The organism is Streptomyces sp. NPDC017529 (genome assembly GCF_044329785.1).
Taxonomy (GTDB): domain Bacteria; phylum Actinomycetota; class Actinomycetes; order Streptomycetales; family Streptomycetaceae; genus Streptomyces.
Genome location: NZ_JBIRJY010000020.1, coordinates 65,847 through 80,561, shown reverse-complemented (window position 1 = coordinate 80,561; position 14,715 = coordinate 65,847). Strand labels below are relative to the sequence as shown.

15 protein-coding genes are annotated in these 14,715 nt (G+C 69.6%); 3 read left to right on the top strand and 12 right to left on the bottom strand.

Annotated elements, in window-relative coordinates:
- Nucleotides 1–100 precede the first annotated feature (100 nt).
- The gene (locus ACH4K4_RS32665; protein WP_398172379.1) at nt 101–2,407 is read left to right on the top strand and encodes a tyrosine-type recombinase/integrase; all 2,307 of its coding nucleotides are present in this window, start codon (nt 101–103) and stop codon (nt 2,405–2,407) included.
- Here the strand turns inward: ACH4K4_RS32665 and ACH4K4_RS32660 are convergent.
- From ACH4K4_RS32660 to ACH4K4_RS32640, 5 genes are all read right to left on the bottom strand, one after another.
- Nucleotides 2,394–2,870, bottom strand: coding sequence for a hypothetical protein (locus ACH4K4_RS32660; RefSeq protein WP_398172377.1), 477 nt, complete (start codon nt 2,868–2,870; stop codon nt 2,394–2,396). The genes ACH4K4_RS32665 and ACH4K4_RS32660 overlap by 14 nt on opposite strands.
- A gap of 295 nt (nt 2,871–3,165) precedes the next feature.
- Nucleotides 3,166–3,660 carry a hypothetical protein gene (locus ACH4K4_RS32655; RefSeq protein ID WP_398172375.1) on the bottom strand — a complete coding sequence of 165 codons (495 nt, stop codon included), beginning with the start codon at nt 3,658–3,660 and terminating at the stop codon, nt 3,166–3,168.
- 102 nt (nt 3,661–3,762) lie between these two features.
- Nucleotides 3,763–4,344, bottom strand: a complete 582-nt coding sequence (locus ACH4K4_RS32650; RefSeq protein WP_398172373.1) for a DUF6919 domain-containing protein — start codon at nt 4,342–4,344, stop codon at nt 3,763–3,765.
- 123 nt (nt 4,345–4,467) lie between these two features.
- Nucleotides 4,468–4,938: a hypothetical protein gene (locus ACH4K4_RS32645; RefSeq protein WP_398172371.1), complete on the bottom strand. Its 471-nt coding sequence runs from the start codon at nt 4,936–4,938 to the stop codon at nt 4,468–4,470.
- A gap of 157 nt (nt 4,939–5,095) precedes the next feature.
- A complete protein-coding gene (locus ACH4K4_RS32640; RefSeq protein WP_398172369.1) occupies nt 5,096–6,037 on the bottom strand; it encodes a DUF4097 family beta strand repeat-containing protein in 942 nt (313 codons plus the stop codon).
- A gap of 348 nt (nt 6,038–6,385) precedes the next feature.
- On the opposite strand from ACH4K4_RS32640, the gene ACH4K4_RS32635 reads away from it, so the two are divergent.
- Nucleotides 6,386–6,955, top strand: a complete 570-nt coding sequence (locus ACH4K4_RS32635) for a YrhB domain-containing protein (protein WP_398172367.1) — start codon at nt 6,386–6,388, stop codon at nt 6,953–6,955.
- A 129-nt stretch (nt 6,956–7,084) separates the two neighbouring features.
- On the opposite strand, the gene ACH4K4_RS32630 is transcribed toward ACH4K4_RS32635, so the two are convergent.
- From ACH4K4_RS32630 to ACH4K4_RS32620, 3 genes are read right to left on the bottom strand one after another with little or no spacing between them, the layout of a single operon-like run.
- A complete protein-coding gene (locus ACH4K4_RS32630; RefSeq protein WP_398172365.1) occupies nt 7,085–7,879 on the bottom strand; it encodes an NUDIX domain-containing protein in 795 nt (264 codons plus the stop codon).
- On the bottom strand, nt 7,848–8,090 hold the full coding sequence (locus ACH4K4_RS32625) for a hypothetical protein (protein ID WP_398172363.1): 243 nt from the start codon (nt 8,088–8,090) through the stop codon (nt 7,848–7,850). Before ACH4K4_RS32625 ends, ACH4K4_RS32630 begins: the two co-directional genes overlap by 32 nt.
- A 15-nt stretch (nt 8,091–8,105) precedes the next feature.
- On the bottom strand, nt 8,106–8,579 hold the full coding sequence (locus tag ACH4K4_RS32620) for a hypothetical protein (RefSeq protein ID WP_398172361.1): 474 nt from the start codon (nt 8,577–8,579) through the stop codon (nt 8,106–8,108).
- Between the two features lie 183 nt (nt 8,580–8,762).
- Between ACH4K4_RS32620 and ACH4K4_RS32615 the strand changes: the two genes are divergently transcribed.
- Nucleotides 8,763–9,413 carry a DCL family protein gene (locus tag ACH4K4_RS32615; RefSeq protein WP_398172359.1) on the top strand — a complete coding sequence of 217 codons (651 nt, stop codon included), beginning with the start codon at nt 8,763–8,765 and terminating at the stop codon, nt 9,411–9,413.
- Nucleotides 9,414–9,597: 184 nt separating this feature from the next.
- Here the strand turns inward: ACH4K4_RS32615 and ACH4K4_RS32610 are convergent, their stop codons facing one another.
- The 4 genes from ACH4K4_RS32610 to ACH4K4_RS32595 all read right to left on the bottom strand — a co-directional run bounded on the left by ACH4K4_RS32610 (nt 9,598) and on the right by ACH4K4_RS32595 (nt 14,675).
- Nucleotides 9,598–9,762 carry a hypothetical protein gene (locus ACH4K4_RS32610; RefSeq protein ID WP_398172357.1) on the bottom strand — a complete coding sequence of 55 codons (165 nt, stop codon included), beginning with the start codon at nt 9,760–9,762 and terminating at the stop codon, nt 9,598–9,600.
- A 356-nt stretch (nt 9,763–10,118) separates the two neighbouring features.
- Complete coding sequence (locus ACH4K4_RS32605) at nt 10,119–12,443, bottom strand: hypothetical protein (RefSeq protein ID WP_398172355.1); 2,325 nt, start codon at nt 12,441–12,443, stop codon at nt 10,119–10,121.
- A gap of 108 nt (nt 12,444–12,551) precedes the next feature.
- Complete coding sequence (locus ACH4K4_RS32600) at nt 12,552–12,932, bottom strand: hypothetical protein (protein ID WP_398172353.1); 381 nt, start codon at nt 12,930–12,932, stop codon at nt 12,552–12,554.
- A gap of 21 nt (nt 12,933–12,953) precedes the next feature.
- On the bottom strand, nt 12,954–14,675 hold the full coding sequence (locus tag ACH4K4_RS32595) for a hypothetical protein (RefSeq protein ID WP_398172351.1): 1,722 nt from the start codon (nt 14,673–14,675) through the stop codon (nt 12,954–12,956).
- Between the last annotated feature and the right edge of the window lie 40 nt (nt 14,676–14,715).

Here is a 14,715-nt window from a genome sequence, read left to right as displayed (position 1 = left end):
TTCCGTCGAGATCTACGAACGGGACTTCAGTTTCAAGCCGACCGCAGTGGAGCCCGCGCCTCCGCCGCGGCCTGTCCATTCGCCCCGCCCGCTGGGCGAGTTGTCGACCGCTCCCATCAAGGACATCGCCGAACTGGCCGGGGCGGTCCTGGGGACCGGGTCTGGTGTCGCGAAGTGGACGACGGAGATGCAGCGGCTGCTGGAGCATCTGGAGGAGTTCCCCGGCGCCACGTGGCAGGAGCGGTGGGAGGCCGCCGGCCTCAACGAACGGGGACGACGGGCCGAGCACATCTACAAGGGCCGCGCCAAGGCGATCAAGAGCACCATGAACACCTCCGCGGGCCACGCTTTCGCGATGCGCCTGATCCAGCCGTCGCTGCTGGCGTTCCGCTCCTACCGCTTCTCCCACTACCTGCGCTGGTTCCGCACCATCGCCAAGGACCCCGTGTTGGAGGAGTTCTGCGAGCGGACGCTGTCGCTGAAGGTGAGCCGCCAGTCGATCCGGCGGGCCCAGTTCGACGTGATGGCCGCGTTGACCGTCTTCGGGATCGACATCGCCGACCTGACCCCGGAGGCCCTGCTCCACTTCGCGGTGGAGTCCAGGAAGTACGGCGTCACGCCAGGCGAGGCGGGCGGGGACGGCTGCTTCGCCGCCACCCAGGCCTGGCCGATCCTCTCCGACATGGGGCACTTCCCGGCCTCGACCCCACGCACGCTCCGGGCCGCCGTGGTCAAGGGCCAGCGTCCCGTCGCCGAGCTCGTCGACAAGCACAAGATCCGCAACCAGGGCGTTCGTGACCTGCTGGTCCACTACATCAGTCGGCGCTCGGTCGAGGTCGACTACTCCACTCTCCAGTCCTTGGTCCTCAACCTCGTCAAGCTGTTCTGGAAGGTGATCGAGGACTTCAACCCGGACCAGGCCGACCTGCGGCTGTCCCCCGAGGCGGTCACCCACTGGAAGGAGAGCCTGCTCGTCCGGCCTGACGGCAAGCCGCGGCTGCACGTCGAGGGCCCGTTCCTGGCGGTCCGCGCCCTCTACCTGGACCTGCACACCTGGGCGGTCGCAGAGCCGGAACGCTGGGCCCAGTGGGTGGCACCGTGTCCGATCCGCGATGAGGATCTGCGCTGGTTCCATGTCCGCCGGCGCCGCGTCCAGGAACGGATGGCCAACCGCACGCGGGAACGCCAGCCCCTGCTGCCAATCCTGTCCCAGCACGTCACCGATCAGTGGCAGCGGCAACGCACGCTGCTGGAGAGCGCCCGCGCGGTCGAGCTCGGCGAGCACTTCACCGTCGACGGCACCGAGTGGCAGCGCGTCTCCGCGAAGATCGACGCCGAGCGACCGGACCCGACAACCGCGCCGATCCGGGCGGTGAACCGGGCGACCGGGAAGTTGGTACAGCTCACCCACACCGAGAACCAGGCGTTCTGGCAGTGGGCGATCGTCGAGACGCTCCGGCTGGCCGGCCTTCGCGCCGAGGAACTGACCGAGCTGACCCACCTGAGCGTGCGCAACTACCAGCGTCCCAGCGGGGAAGTCGTCGCCCTGCTCGTGATCACGCCGTCCAAGAGCGACCGGGAACGGGTCATCCCGATGTCCGCGGAGCTGTTCCACGTCATCGCCCAGATCATCCGCCGTCACATCAGCGCGCACGGCACTGTTCCGATCTGCATCCGCTACGACCTGCACGAAAAGGTCTGGAGCGAGCCGCTGCCCTATCTGTTCCAGAACAAGCACGGCGGTGGAATGCGGGCGATGTCCACCACGACGATGTGGCGGATGATCCGCCGCGCCGCCGAGGGACTGATCGAGACCGATCCGCGGTTCGCCGACGTGAAGTTCGCTCCGCACGACTTCCGCCGGCTCTTCGCGACCGAGCTGGTCAACAGCGGCTTGCCCATTCACATCGGCGCCGCTCTGCTCGGCCACCTGAACATCCAGACCACTCGTGGCTACGTCGCGGTCTTCGACGAGGACGTGGTCCGCCACTACCAGCAGTTCCTCGACCGCCGACGGGCTCAGCGGCCCGAAAGCGAGTACCGCAAGCCGACCGAGACGGAATGGTCGGAGTTCAACGAGCACTTCGACAAGCGCCGGGTCGAACTCGGCTCCTGCGGACGCCCCTACGGGACCCCCTGCCAGCACGAACACGCCTGCATCCGCTGTCCGATGCTGAGCATCAATCCGAAGATGCTGCCCCGCCTGGACGAGCTGGAGGAGGATCTCCTCGCCCGCCGCGAGCGGGCGGTCGCCGAGGACTGGCGAGGAGAGATCGACGGCCTCGACCTCACCCTCACCTTCCTGCGGAGCAAGCGAGAACAGGCCCGCCGCTTCGAGCGAACCGGACCTGTCTCGCTCGGGCTTCCCGCGGTCCCTCATCAGAATCCCCAGCTCACAGAAGAGTGATCAGGAGAGCGGAGGCGAGAAGCGCGGTCTGATGCAGGGCTTGATCGGTCAAATACATGCCGTTCATCCCCGCGGCCTTCAGCTCCGCGAAGCCCTTCGAACCGATGTGCTCCAGGAGCCAGCGGACCGGCCACCGGCGATCGAAGAACGCGTGCGTCACCGCCGAGACGACGAGCCCGGCCACCAGGCCGGTCCAGGACATCTGGAGCGGGAGGACGGCCCAGACCAGGGCCAGCATCACGGCCATCACCAGGTGGTACTGGGCGACGTGTCCCAGGCACGCACCCCAGCCCTGCCGCGGGCTCACGCCGTCGGCGACCTCCGTCGCCGACGGCGCCGCCTTGTTCCCGGCCTGGTGGTCGGTCTGCCCGATCACGTGGTCCGCGAGGTTGTGGCCGATGGAGAGCACGGCCCACACCGCGCCGAACGTCGCCAAGGTGGCGACCTGTTCGATGGAAGTCATCGGGCACCTCCGGAGCTCGCGTTGATGTCGTCACTTCCGGAGGACGGAAAGCAACGCCTGCATTCGGCGACCCAGGACATACAGCGTCGATCCGCGGCAAGTTCGCTCTTCGCGCACCGAGTCCGAACGAGTACGCGGATGCTGGCTCCGCGGTTCCACTCCACGCCCTCGCATTCGATGGCGAGGTGAACGATCGGACGACGGGTGAAGGCGGGGACCACCGGATACGGCACGTCCTCGAACGACATGTCGACGCCGTCTCGCATACGGATAGGCGGTTCAACCAAGGCGTCAGTCATACGAAGCTCACCGTCCGACCGCCGCGGTTGGTGCAGAGAATGTCGAGGTGGAAGGCGCCGTTCATACCGGCATCGGCCAACTCGTAGAGCATGGTGTTGCCGGTCTTGGCGGCGAGCTTCTCCAGGACGCCCTTGCCGGGCACCCGGCGGTCCGCGAGGTAGTGGGTGCTGAAGGACACGGCGAGTGCGGCCGCGGCGGCGCCCGGGTGGAGGCGGATGCCCAGCGCGCGGGCCCCGAGGCCGGCGAGGATGGCCTGGGTGGCGGTGTAGGTCAGGCAGTGGTGCAGGCATGCCTTGCGGCCGTCGGCCGTGCCGTGGACGGTCTTCTCCCGGGTGTGCGGGTCCACGTAGGTGACGGGGTAGTCGTCGCTGGCGCCCTTGATGCGGGCGCTGAAGTCGTCCTGCACCCAGAAATCGCCGATCTTGCTGGCGGTGCGGGTCAGGCCGAGCAGGGCGGCGAAGACGGCAGCGTTGCGGTACGCGTGCGGCATATGCGACGGCTCCTTGTCTGACGGTGGTGTGCGGGGCCGGGCTGTCCGGCCCTCCGCACCGTCCCGGCCCCGGGGCAGGGGCCGGGACGGCACAGAGGACCGTCAGCCATGAAGCCGCGCCTCGTGACTGCGGACCGCATCCGCGAGCGTGTTCCACACCAGGTCGCCGGGCCCGAAGTCCGGGTCGGCCAGGGTGATCTGCAAGGCGGGCACGACGGCGTCCACGGCGTGGGGCAGCCGCGGCCACGAGGCCTTGATGTCCTCCACCGCGAGGGCCTGGCCGAAGACACCGGTGCTGTGCAGGGTGCGGGTGACGGTGATACCGCCGGTGTGCTCGGCGTAGAAGGCGTCGTACCAGTCGTGCAGAACCAGACCGAGGCCGGCGGTCTCCGCTGCGCCGACCAGGCGCCGCACGAGAGCCGGGTCCGTGACGAAGCCCTGCACGGCCGACTTCTGCCGCCGCCGGGCGGTGGCGAGGCCGACCTGGGCAGACGTGACGAGGAACCCGGCGCGGTTGGCGGCGGCGAGCACCGGCACATGCGCGGCGAGGCTGGGGTGGGGGCGGTGGCCCGCCCGGTAGCCGGGAAGGCTGCGTACGGAGCCCTCCCACCAGTCGGCGCTGAGCTGACCGAGGTCAGCCAGGGTACGGGCGGAGCGCCAGCGGGCGCGGTCGGTGCCGCTCATCCACGGCAAGCGAAGTTGCATCAGGGGCTCCCACAGTCGGATCGGTGTCGAGGTCAGAGGTACGAGCTGGCCGCTCAGGACGTCGCCCTGCCCGGGCTGGCTGGGCAGGGCGACAAGGAGGCTTCAGCGGAGGGTGGGTGGGCCGGGCCGTTTGAGGTGGCGGTGGGTCACCTGCACCGGGATGCCGGCGGCGCGCAGCCGCTCAGCAATCTCTTCGGCGACAGCGGGCGACCGGTACTGTCCGTGCGGGCTGGCGACATGGACGGCGATGTGTCCGCTGGAGCCGATGCGCTGACGGACCCGCTCCAGCGCCTGGCCCACGACGAGCCGGCCGGCGGGGCTGCGCACGAGGAAGGCACGCACGGCCAGGTCGCGGCCGCCGGGCTGCCGGCCCGCCCGCGAGGCGGCATCCGGCAGCGGCAGCATCGAGGCGTCGACCAGCAGCGGCCGTACGTCCTGCGGAACATCGCGATGGTCGGTGCCGTAGGAGGTGATCACCACAGTGCTGAGCGGATGTGACATCCCGGACTCCTTCCTGGCCTCGGGCAGCGGCAGCCGCACCAGCCCCGGCCACGGCAGCCGGTACGCAGCCACCGGAGCCGGAGTTCACCCGAGAGCCGAGACACGCAAGGGGGCTGGTCCTGCACGCACACGTGCCAGCCGGGGCGTCCGGCAGCATCAGGTCTCCCCCGGTCGGCTGGCGGTTGAGGACAGGGGCACGGGCCCGCTGGGGGCGGCAGAAGCGGGCGGGTCAGCTGCGGCGGCGCCGCGGGCCGTCGGCGTGAGGCTGGCGGCGGCGGGGGATGCGCACGTCACCGGTCATGCTGTGAGCGCGCACGTCCAGGTCGTCGTCGACGGCGCTGTCGGTCGCGGTGACGGTGACGTCGCCGGACATCGTCTTGGCGGTGAGGTCGCCGCCGGCGCTGGCGTGGACGCGGATGTCGCCGGACATGCTGTTCAGCTGGGCGGTGCCGCCGAAGTCGCGGAGGTGGATGTCGCCGGACATGGTGCTGGCCTCGGTGACGTCAGTGCGGCCGAGCCGGATGTCTCCGGACTGGGTCTTGGCGATGATGTTCGGCGATGTCTGCACGTCGATGTCACCGGACTGCGTGTTCGCGGTGAACCGCTCGCTCTGGCCGGGGAGCCGGACGTCGCCGGACTGAGTGGCGGCGGACACGGCCGTGAACGTCCCCTCGGTGATGACGTTGGCCGACTGGGTGCGGGCGGTGACCGAGCAGCCCTCGGGCACCACAGCGCTGATCTCGATGGGGGACGCTCCCTGGACCATGTGGACGGTGCCGGCGCCGTGAAACTGGTACCGGCCGCCGCCAAGGTTCAGGTCGCCGCCGGACACCATGACGATCGAGCCGACGTTGTCCTGTACGTGCTGGACGACGCCGAAGTTGTGTCCGGCGATGAAAGTGCCGCCTGCGCTGCTGACGACCGTGGTGCCGCCGCTGATGCCTCCGGTGCCCTGGACGTGGGCGACGAGCGCGCCGCGGGCATCCCAGCGCAGTTCGGCGTCACGGACCGCATCGGCCGAGGCGCCGGACTCGTCGGCCGTACGGATAATGATCTCGGCGCCCTTGCGGCTGGCGTCGGTGCGGACGGTGACGGTGCCGCCCGCGCCCAGGAGTTGGACGTCGACCAGGACGGGGCCGGGCTGCTGAGCGGTCAGGATACGAACAGACACGGCAGATCTCCTCTGCGAATCACATGGCGCGGTGAGATGGGAAAGGGGCCCGGAAGGGGCCGGCCGGGCGGCCGGTCCGGTTCCGTCACAAGGTGGCGGACCGGATACGGCGCCGCCCTGCCCGGGCGGACCGGGCAGGGCGGCAATGGAGCGGGTCAGCGACGCGTGGACGGGCCGGACCGGTTGAGGTGGCGATGGACCACCTTGGATGCCGGCGGCGCGCAGCCGGTCAGCGATCTCCTCGGCGACGGCGGGCCCGGCGGGTCGGGTTACAGGCCCGGGCGTCGGTGGGCATCCCCGAGGCGAATTCGATGGTCAAGGCCGGGGCCCGTACGGGATGCTGCACGCGTGATTGAGCGAGAAACCGCAGTTCAGACGGTCGAAGCAGAGCTCGAGCGCGACTACCAGCAGTGGCGGACGCTGGGCGTGGACACGGTGCGCACAGCCGTGACCCGTGTCGAGCAGCACGAACTGGTGTGGATCGTCTCCTGGCAGTCCGAAGAGTTCGTACGCACGCAGAACCCGAGGTCCATGCTGGTCGGCCACGGGCCGTACCTGGTCGACCGTGCCGACGGAAGCCTGCACCAGATCAGCGTCCCCGCCGCATTGGGCGGGGAGTGGGAGGCCGACTACCGCGCCCGGATACGCGGGCTGCCGGTACGCACCGCAGTAGACGATTTGCACGATGCGCTACGCGAAGCCGCCGCGGCCCACGGCCGCATGCCCGCGGTGCGGGCCCTGCGCCAGAAGCTGCCCGTGCTGTCGCCTGCGGAGGCCATCGAGTACGTGCACGCTTTGCTGGAAGGTGACGTCCCAGAGCGTCTGGTGGCCATGGCCACCACGCAGCTGGTGGAGCCTCTCAACCCGGTGCTCGCTGTGAAGACCATCCGCTCCGGTGCACCCGGCCGGGCCGCCTGATCGCGGCGGGTCCGGCCGGTCCGGCGGCGCGGGCGCGAAGAGCACGAGTTGCGGGAGGCGGTGCGGTCCGCGCGGTAGGTGCAGCCCAGGCATGCGGTGGCGTAGTGAACGATACGACGATGCGGCTGGTCATGTCAGCGGTTGAGCGGCTGGCGCCAGGCGTACGGCGGCAGGGTGGCGGCTGTGGTGCGTACGCGGTCGGCGGCGCCGCGGGGGGGCGTCGGGAAGGGTGTAGACGTGGCCGGCGGCCAGGCTGGCGAGCATTCGGGCGGCGTGCCGCTCGCAGCCATCTACCCCGGCGCCTGCGGTGGAGCTGTCTGTGACGGTGACGGCGAGGGGGCCGTCACAGCGACTGGGGTCGCTGGGGTGAGCGGCAGGGCATCGGCCGGTGTCCGTCTCGGCGGCGACTGGCGGGCGTATCCGGCGGCTGCCAGGTGGCGCCGGCCGTCGGCCAGAATGCGGTTGTGGTCGAAGGCGAGGGTGGTGGTGTCGTCCAGGTCCAGCGGCATCCAGTGCACGGCGCGGGCGTCGTCTCCGGCTCGGGGGGGTGGTGTCCTTGGGCACGGTGACGACGAATGCGGCGCTGACGTAGCGGCCGCGGGGGTCGCGGTCGGGGTCTTCGTAGATGTCAATCAGGGTCAGGTCGTCCTTGGCGACGTGCACGCCGGTCTCTTCCGCCAGTTCTCGCACGGCTGCCATCGGCGCGGTTTCGCCCCGGTCTACGTGGCCGCCGGGGAGGGCGAGGTAGCCCTCGTAGGGGTCCCAGTCTCGGTCAATGGCCAGGAAATGACGGCCGCGGATAACACAAGATGTCGGCGGTGTAGCGGATGATCTCGTGGGACTCGGACATGGTTTCTCCTGGGATAGGTGTTGGACGGGGTGATAAGTGGGCTTAGAGGTGGGGTTGGGCAGGCTGAACCCCAACCATTTCTGGCTCTAGGCTCCAAAACCGGGTGATCGGGGCGACTCGGTCGGGCCGGTACTGTGCCGCGTCCAACATCCGCTGTGTGGTCCGCTGGACAACATGCTTGTAGATCTCGCTTCGGGTGAAGTCCGGGTGAACCTCGATGACGTCGTCGGCGGTGCAGGAACCCAGCTCGGTGATCTCGATGGTCAGGACGTAGTGGTATTTCATGCCGCTTCTTCCTGGTCAGTGATGGTTGTGGGTGTCCTCTGCGTGGGCGGCGGGCCGGAGGACGAGTTGGCGTACGTAGACGTAGGTCACGGAGCCGATGGCACCGAGGACGCACAGATCCACCGGGAGCGGGTGCCGGGCGCCGCCGATGGCGTACAGGACGCCGGGGGAGTGATGTAGGTGGTGGGGTCGGCGAGCGTGCCGTTGTAGCACTCCAAGCAGGTCCCCAAGGGTTTGAGCGTATTGGCGGTGGAAATAGCGCCGTCCGCACGGGCCAGGGCATGTCTGGCGCGCAGCCGTCGCCTTGTCGAGCGCGGCTTCCTTCGCGAGCGTCATCGGGAACTTCGGCTTCGCCAGGTCGATCCGGTACAGCCATGCGAGGCGCCGGCCGCCGCGGCATTCGATGCGTGCGACGGGCTCCTGGCCCACCTCCCGCAAAGCAGGCGGGTTCGCGGAATCTCGGACGAAGGCTTTGCTGAACTCGCCCATCGATGTCTGCGAAAGCGGCTTATGACAAGCGGGTTGCTGTCCGAGACACCAGGCGCATGCGCTCGCGGACGGCCGAATCAGGGGTTCATATTTGGGAGGGCGCGCCTGCGGCGGCTAGTGCCGACCGCGTGCTTGGCGACAGGCCGACGAGCGGCGTCGGCTGCCCGTTGACCGGAGGATCACATGGCTGAGTTTTGGATTGATCACCGTTGGTACCCGTCGAAGGCGGCGGCCCGCACCGCCGTGGAGGGGGTGCGGGACAGGTACGCCACGGGAAGCGAGGTGACCGATCCCGATGACGTCGCGCTCCTCCGGGATCTTCTCGATATGCACCCCAACGCGGCGATGAAGATTGGAGTAGGTGTGGCTGGCTTCCGCGTCGCCGCGCCGATGAGGGGCACCGGGCGACGGTTCGAGCTGATCCGGACGGACGGCAGTACAGAGGCATTCTCCTACCCGGAGTGCCTGACTCCCACGTCCCTTGATCAGCAGGTCTGCAACATCTTGCGAGACGAGGTCGCCGATCTCGTGACCGCCTACTTCGAGTCGCGCATCGACGAGGGGAGTTTCACCTCCGATGAGTCCGGGGTGTCGCTGCAACGCGCCGATACGGACGTGAGCTACTTCCGCGGTCCGTCGTTCCAGGAGATCGCCGAGGAGTTCGCCGCAAACGAAGGCGGATGGGACAGCATCCCGCTGACCAGGACGGCCGAGCACGGCATCGGGAGGCTAGCCGATCGGGACCAGGCCGCACGCTGGCGCGCTCACTGGGAAGAACGGAAGGTCCTGGGGCTGCTGACGAAGGCGGAGAACCGTCACCGCCCGAAGTCCTGAGCTCTACCGCGGTCACGCCCTCGGGGCGTACGTTCGCCGGCGAACAGAAGTAGCGCGCGGCGTGACGGCTGCCGCATCGGGCGGATTCGAGGGAGGCTGACAGCCGCCCTCCAGGAGTGACTGGCAGATTCCCCCGCAGGCAGCTTCAGGAGGGGAACACCTCGTTGACCTGCTGAACTGCGAATCAGCTGCCCTCGCGGTCCCTCCACGAACCCGCACGGACTCCACTTAGCTGGCGGCGGGTCGCGAGGTTCATGCGCCCGGCCTGCTTCCACCGGAAGACCGGTAGGGAGCCGTCGCCGGGGTCGTACGGGTCGACGTCGACCGGGTCCTGGTTCTGGTCGGCCATCACCTGCTCCAGGTGCCGGGGAGTCGGCGCTGGGGCAGCGGGTAGCGGGGCCGGGGATGGTGGGGCGGGGATGGCCGATGCGGCGGCGCGGGCGGGGGATGAGCACGGGGCGTCCTCCAACAGGGTTGATGGCGGGCAGCGCTGCGCCCCGCCAGCGGAAGGACCGTCGACGGGGCGCAAAGGGTGAGGCGTGCGGCCGGGCGGCCTGTCCGGTCCTCGCCCGCCCCGGAGGCGGGGTGGGTGTGCTGCCAGGCGGTGGAGAACACGTCGTGCTCGGTGGTGGTGCTGGACGAGCGGGGCGCCGGACTGGAACGGCGCGCCTCCCGTGTGGGAAGCGCGCCGTGGTGTGGCAGCGGTCAGGCGGCCTCTTCGCCGATGTTCTCCGGCCGGGCGCCCAGGGCCACCTTTGAGGTTTTCCCTTCCTTGATCCGGTGGATCTTTCCTGCCTTTTCCAGCTTGTTCAGCACGTTCGCGAAGGTCGACTCCGCGACCTGGCAGGCGGCCTGCAGCTGGCCCCGTTCCACGTAGTCGATGTCGTCGGGGTCGATCTCGTCGCCCTCGTCGACCATGTCCACGTACATGGGGTCGGACTCGTCACGGAGGGCGGCCAGGACCTTCTCCTCCGACGTCCGGTCCTTCGCCTTCGGGAGGTCGATGCCGGCGAAGGAGGTCCCCGCCTCGCCGGTTCCGCCTTCGCCGTCCTTCTCCTCGAAACCGGGGATAGGCGTCATGGCCAGCTCCTCCATGCGCGCCTGGTCGCCCCACCAGGGCACGTCGACCGGCGCCAGGATGTTCTCTGGCCGGATGTGGGGGGTGGCGTCCTCCAGAGTGTCGATGCGCATCATGCCCGCGCGCCCGCCCGGTGCCGCGACGTAGCCCAGGCCGAAGGTGCGGCGCGGGTCCGACTCCGCCATGGTCGGGTCGTACACCAGCGCGTCGTCCTCTTCCACCCACACCGGCGGGATCAGGGAGGGGTCGATCCCCTCGAATCCGGGGGGCAGATCGCCCAGGTTCACCTGGTCGCTGTCGGTGCGCAGGATGATCCAGGTGCCGCCGGCCAGGAGGTTGGCGCGGATCGCCTGCTCTGAACCCAGCTGGTCCAGGTTCACGGTCTGGTTGATCAGGACCCACGGCATACCCATGGAACGGGTCAGGGAGGCGCCGTCCTTGACGATCTTTACGGCCTCCTTGCGGTTCGGTGCGCCCGGGGCCAGCATCTGAGCGGCCTCGTCCAGGAGCGTGGCGCAGTACGGCCGCATCGCGGACGGCTCGAAGTTCTTCAGGTCCAGGCGGGCGGCCTCGTCGATCCGGTGCTGCAGGACCCACCACGAGATCCGCATGGCGCCCAGGGCGCCGTACTGCGTCAGGCCGCTGTAGGCGGCCATCTTCGGGATCGCGGGGTTGCTGGCGCCCTTGGGGTCACCGTAGATCTGGGCCATCTTGTTGGCGTGGTACGCCAGGCTGATCATCTGGCCTGTGCCGCCCTTGCCGGAGCCGGTGGTACCGGCGATCACGACGTGGAGGGCGCCCAGCTTCCGGTCGAACAGCTGGATCTTCGCGGGGAAGCCACTCACGATCTTCCCGATGTTGACCCACCCGCCCGGGGTGGCCACCAAGGAGTCCAGGCCCTGGAAGTCGTGGCCGGCCTCCAGCGGGTTGTGGTCCATGACGCGGATGATCGCGCGCCGCGGGTCGCGCCGTCCCGGCTCGTAGGAGACGAGGTCGATGGAACGGCGCAGCGCCCCGGCCAGCTCCCCGACGTTGACGACGCGGGGGAGCGCGTCCAGGTCGTCGTCGGCCACGACGCGCGCCACCTGGCCGCCGGTGTTCACGTCCTCGCCGACCTCCTCCAGGTGCGTTTTCGGCAGGACCCGCGCCCGCACGCGCTTCCAGGCGCCCTGGAGGGTGGAAGGGTCCAGCTCCGCGCGCTGGGTGTACCAGACGGTGATGAAGACCTCTCCGGAGTGCGCGCCCACCTTCATGTCGATGTCCTCTGTGGGGCGGCCGAAGAGGGAGGAGACGGTCTCCTTCGCCACGTTGACGGAGTCGCCGAGTGCCGCGGTGATCCGGCCCTCCCAGCGGTCGGCGTAGATCACGACGTCGGACAGGACCTGGTTCTTGTGCCGTCCGCTCTTCGGATCGCTGATCACGCGCCCCCAGGCCGCAATCATCTTGTCGGCCAGGGATACCGGGCCGGGGTCACCGGTGTTGGCCGGGGCGGCCTGTGTCGCCTGCTCCACCTCGATCTTCCGTCGGCCGAAGACGCGGCGCAGGCGCCAGCCGGTGAAGCCGACCGCGGCCCACCAGCCCAGCGACAGGATCCCGGCAACGGTGGTCGGCTCGAGGAAGCCGGCCATCAGCACATCGGACGCCTCGGCTCCGCCCAGCCGGCCCAGGGCCAGGCCCATCCCGGTGGTGATCGTGGAGATCCCCATGGTGTCGCGGTGCGCCCGCGCGATGTCGATCCCGGGGAGCTGGTTCGCCCAGCGGCCCAGGCGGTTCATGTAGTTGGCGCCGGCGAACGTCGCTCCGGCCAGGAAGCCGGCCCCGGCGTAGGCCGCCGCGTTCGGGTCCAGGTAAGGGGCCAGGATGCCCACCCCGACGGGGAGGGCGATCTGGAGCGCCGCGGCGGCGCGCTCCGCCGGCTCCGCGTTCGGCACGGTCGTGGTGCTGGTGGACATCGGGGGAAAACTCCTGTCTGGATCCTGAATCCTGGGGTGATCCGCAAAGGCGCGGCCAGCCCGGGAGTACGCGGTCCCCGGGCCGGCCGCGCCGGTGGTGTGGTGGTGCTATTCCTGCTCGAACCAGTCGCGCGACACCTTCTCCAGGTCCGCCACATCGGAGCGGTCGAAAGCCTCCTGGAACCCGGCGTGGGTGGTGCGGGCCTGGTCGCCGGCCGCCTTCGCGGCCTTCGCGGTGTCGGCCGTCTTCGACGCGTAGGTGATCGCGCCCTCCGAGACCCCGCGGATGATTTTCGCCAGCTCCTGGCACTCCGCCAGGGAGTCGCGGTCCACGCTCTTGGCTCCCAGCGCGTCCGCGTCGCAGGCGGTGTCGTCGGCCAGTTCCTTGATGTTCTCCGCGGCCTGTTTGACGCCCTCCGCGTTGCGGGCCAGGGCCTTCTCCTTGTTCTGGGTCCTTCGGACAAGGGCCTTGTACGTCAGCTCCGCCATGATCAGGTCTCCCGTCTTCTCCTACGCGGCGGGCGCGTAAGAGCCCTTGTCGTTGTAGAAGCGGAGCTCGGCCGGCTTCGTCTCGTCGCTGTCCACCACAGCCTTGTACAGCGGCGCGTACCTGGTCCCGATGTTGGTCAGGACGACCTTGCACATCTCCGCCGCCCGCTGCGCACGCTTGTGGAGTTCGGCGGCCTCCGCCGCCTGGGCCTTCGCATGGTCGGCCAGCTGCGTCAGCCTCGCGGCCAGCTTCTCCCCGCCTTCGACGGCCTTCGCCTGCTCGGCAAGCTGCTGGCAGTCCTTCGCCTCATCCTCCGCGGCGGCCTCCAGCGACTTGCACGCATCAGCCACCTTGATCAGGTGGTCCTCCTTGGCCTCCAGCTTGCGTTCGTACTGCTTGAAGTTGCGGAGTTCCTTCCGGCTGATCGACCCGCGGGCCCCCTGCGTTCCCAGGGTCAGCGTGTTCGCGTCGATCTCCTTGACCAGGAGGGGCTTCACGTCCGTGCTCACTCCGTCGTCTCCTTCGTCCGGCGGGGCGATGACGAGCGTCTGGCCGCTGGGCCCGGTGACCGTCGTCCCCTTCGGGTTGTCCTTCTTCGGGTCCTGCTGCTTCGCCTTGCGGGCGGTGTGCGCCTTGTCCAGCCGGGTGTGCTCCTTGGCGTTCTCCTCCTTCTTGTCCTGGTATCCGTCCTTGGCGCCCTTCGCGTATGCCTGCACGTGGTCGATCACGTTTCGGACCGCGGAGCCGTCGCCGTGGCCCGTCTCCCGCGAACGCTGGAGCGGGGTCCGGGTATCGGTCCCGTTCGACCCGTGACCGCCGCCACCGTGCTTGCCGACCTTGCTGTTCTTGTCGTTCTTGCCGGCGCCGCCGCTCGCCCCGGGCCCGCCGCCGCTTCCGGAGGAACCGCCCGGGCCCCGGCCGCTGCCACCGCCCTTCGTCAGGTCGGCCTTCGCGCCGTTGCCCTTGTCGGCCTTGTCCTTCGAGCTGCCGGAACTACCGCCGGACGAACCGCCCGACGTCGATCCGCCGCCACTTCCGGAGGCACCGGGCTTTCCGTCCTTGCCAGCCTTTCCGCCAGACCCCGCGTTCCCCGAGGAGCCGTCCTTTCCCTTGCCCCCGGAGTCCTTCGCGCTCTTGGGGCTGGTGTCCTTCGACGAACCTCCGCCACCGTTTCCGCTGGTGCCGCGCCCGCCGCCGGATCCGCCGCTCCCATTCGAGCCGGACGAGCCGCGCCCGCCGCCTCCAGTAGTCCCGCCGCTTCCTCCGCGTCCGGTGCCCGCGGAGCCGTTCCCGGTGGAATTTCGGCCTGAATTCCCGCCGCCATTTCCGCCGGAATTGCGACCCCCTCCACCGGCCCCTCCGGAGCCGTTTCGGGTGGGAAGCCCAGGCGATTTCATGACCGTCGTGGTCCGGGTCTCTTTCACCTGGTGCGCGCTGGCCCTGGCTTTCTCCAGGTCCAGCCGCTTGTTCGCTGTCCCGCCACCCTTTGCCCAACGGGTCGCGCCCGCCCGGATCAGCGTTTTGAGTACGCCCTCCTTGTACCGGGTGCCGGCCGCGTCGGAGCCCGCCCCGGTCAGGTCCTCCGGCGCCTTGAACGACTCGCTGGTGACGCCCGGGGAGGAGCGGTCCACCACTCCGTCGGGGTCCGCCTTCGCGGCCGGATCGTCACCGTCCGGCCTGGCCCCGGCCCCGGTCGCGGCGACCGGTCGGGCCGGCTCCACCGCGGCCATCAGGGCAGCCATGATGCCAGCGTCTCCAGCCAGCGCGGGCGCGGTGCTGGCG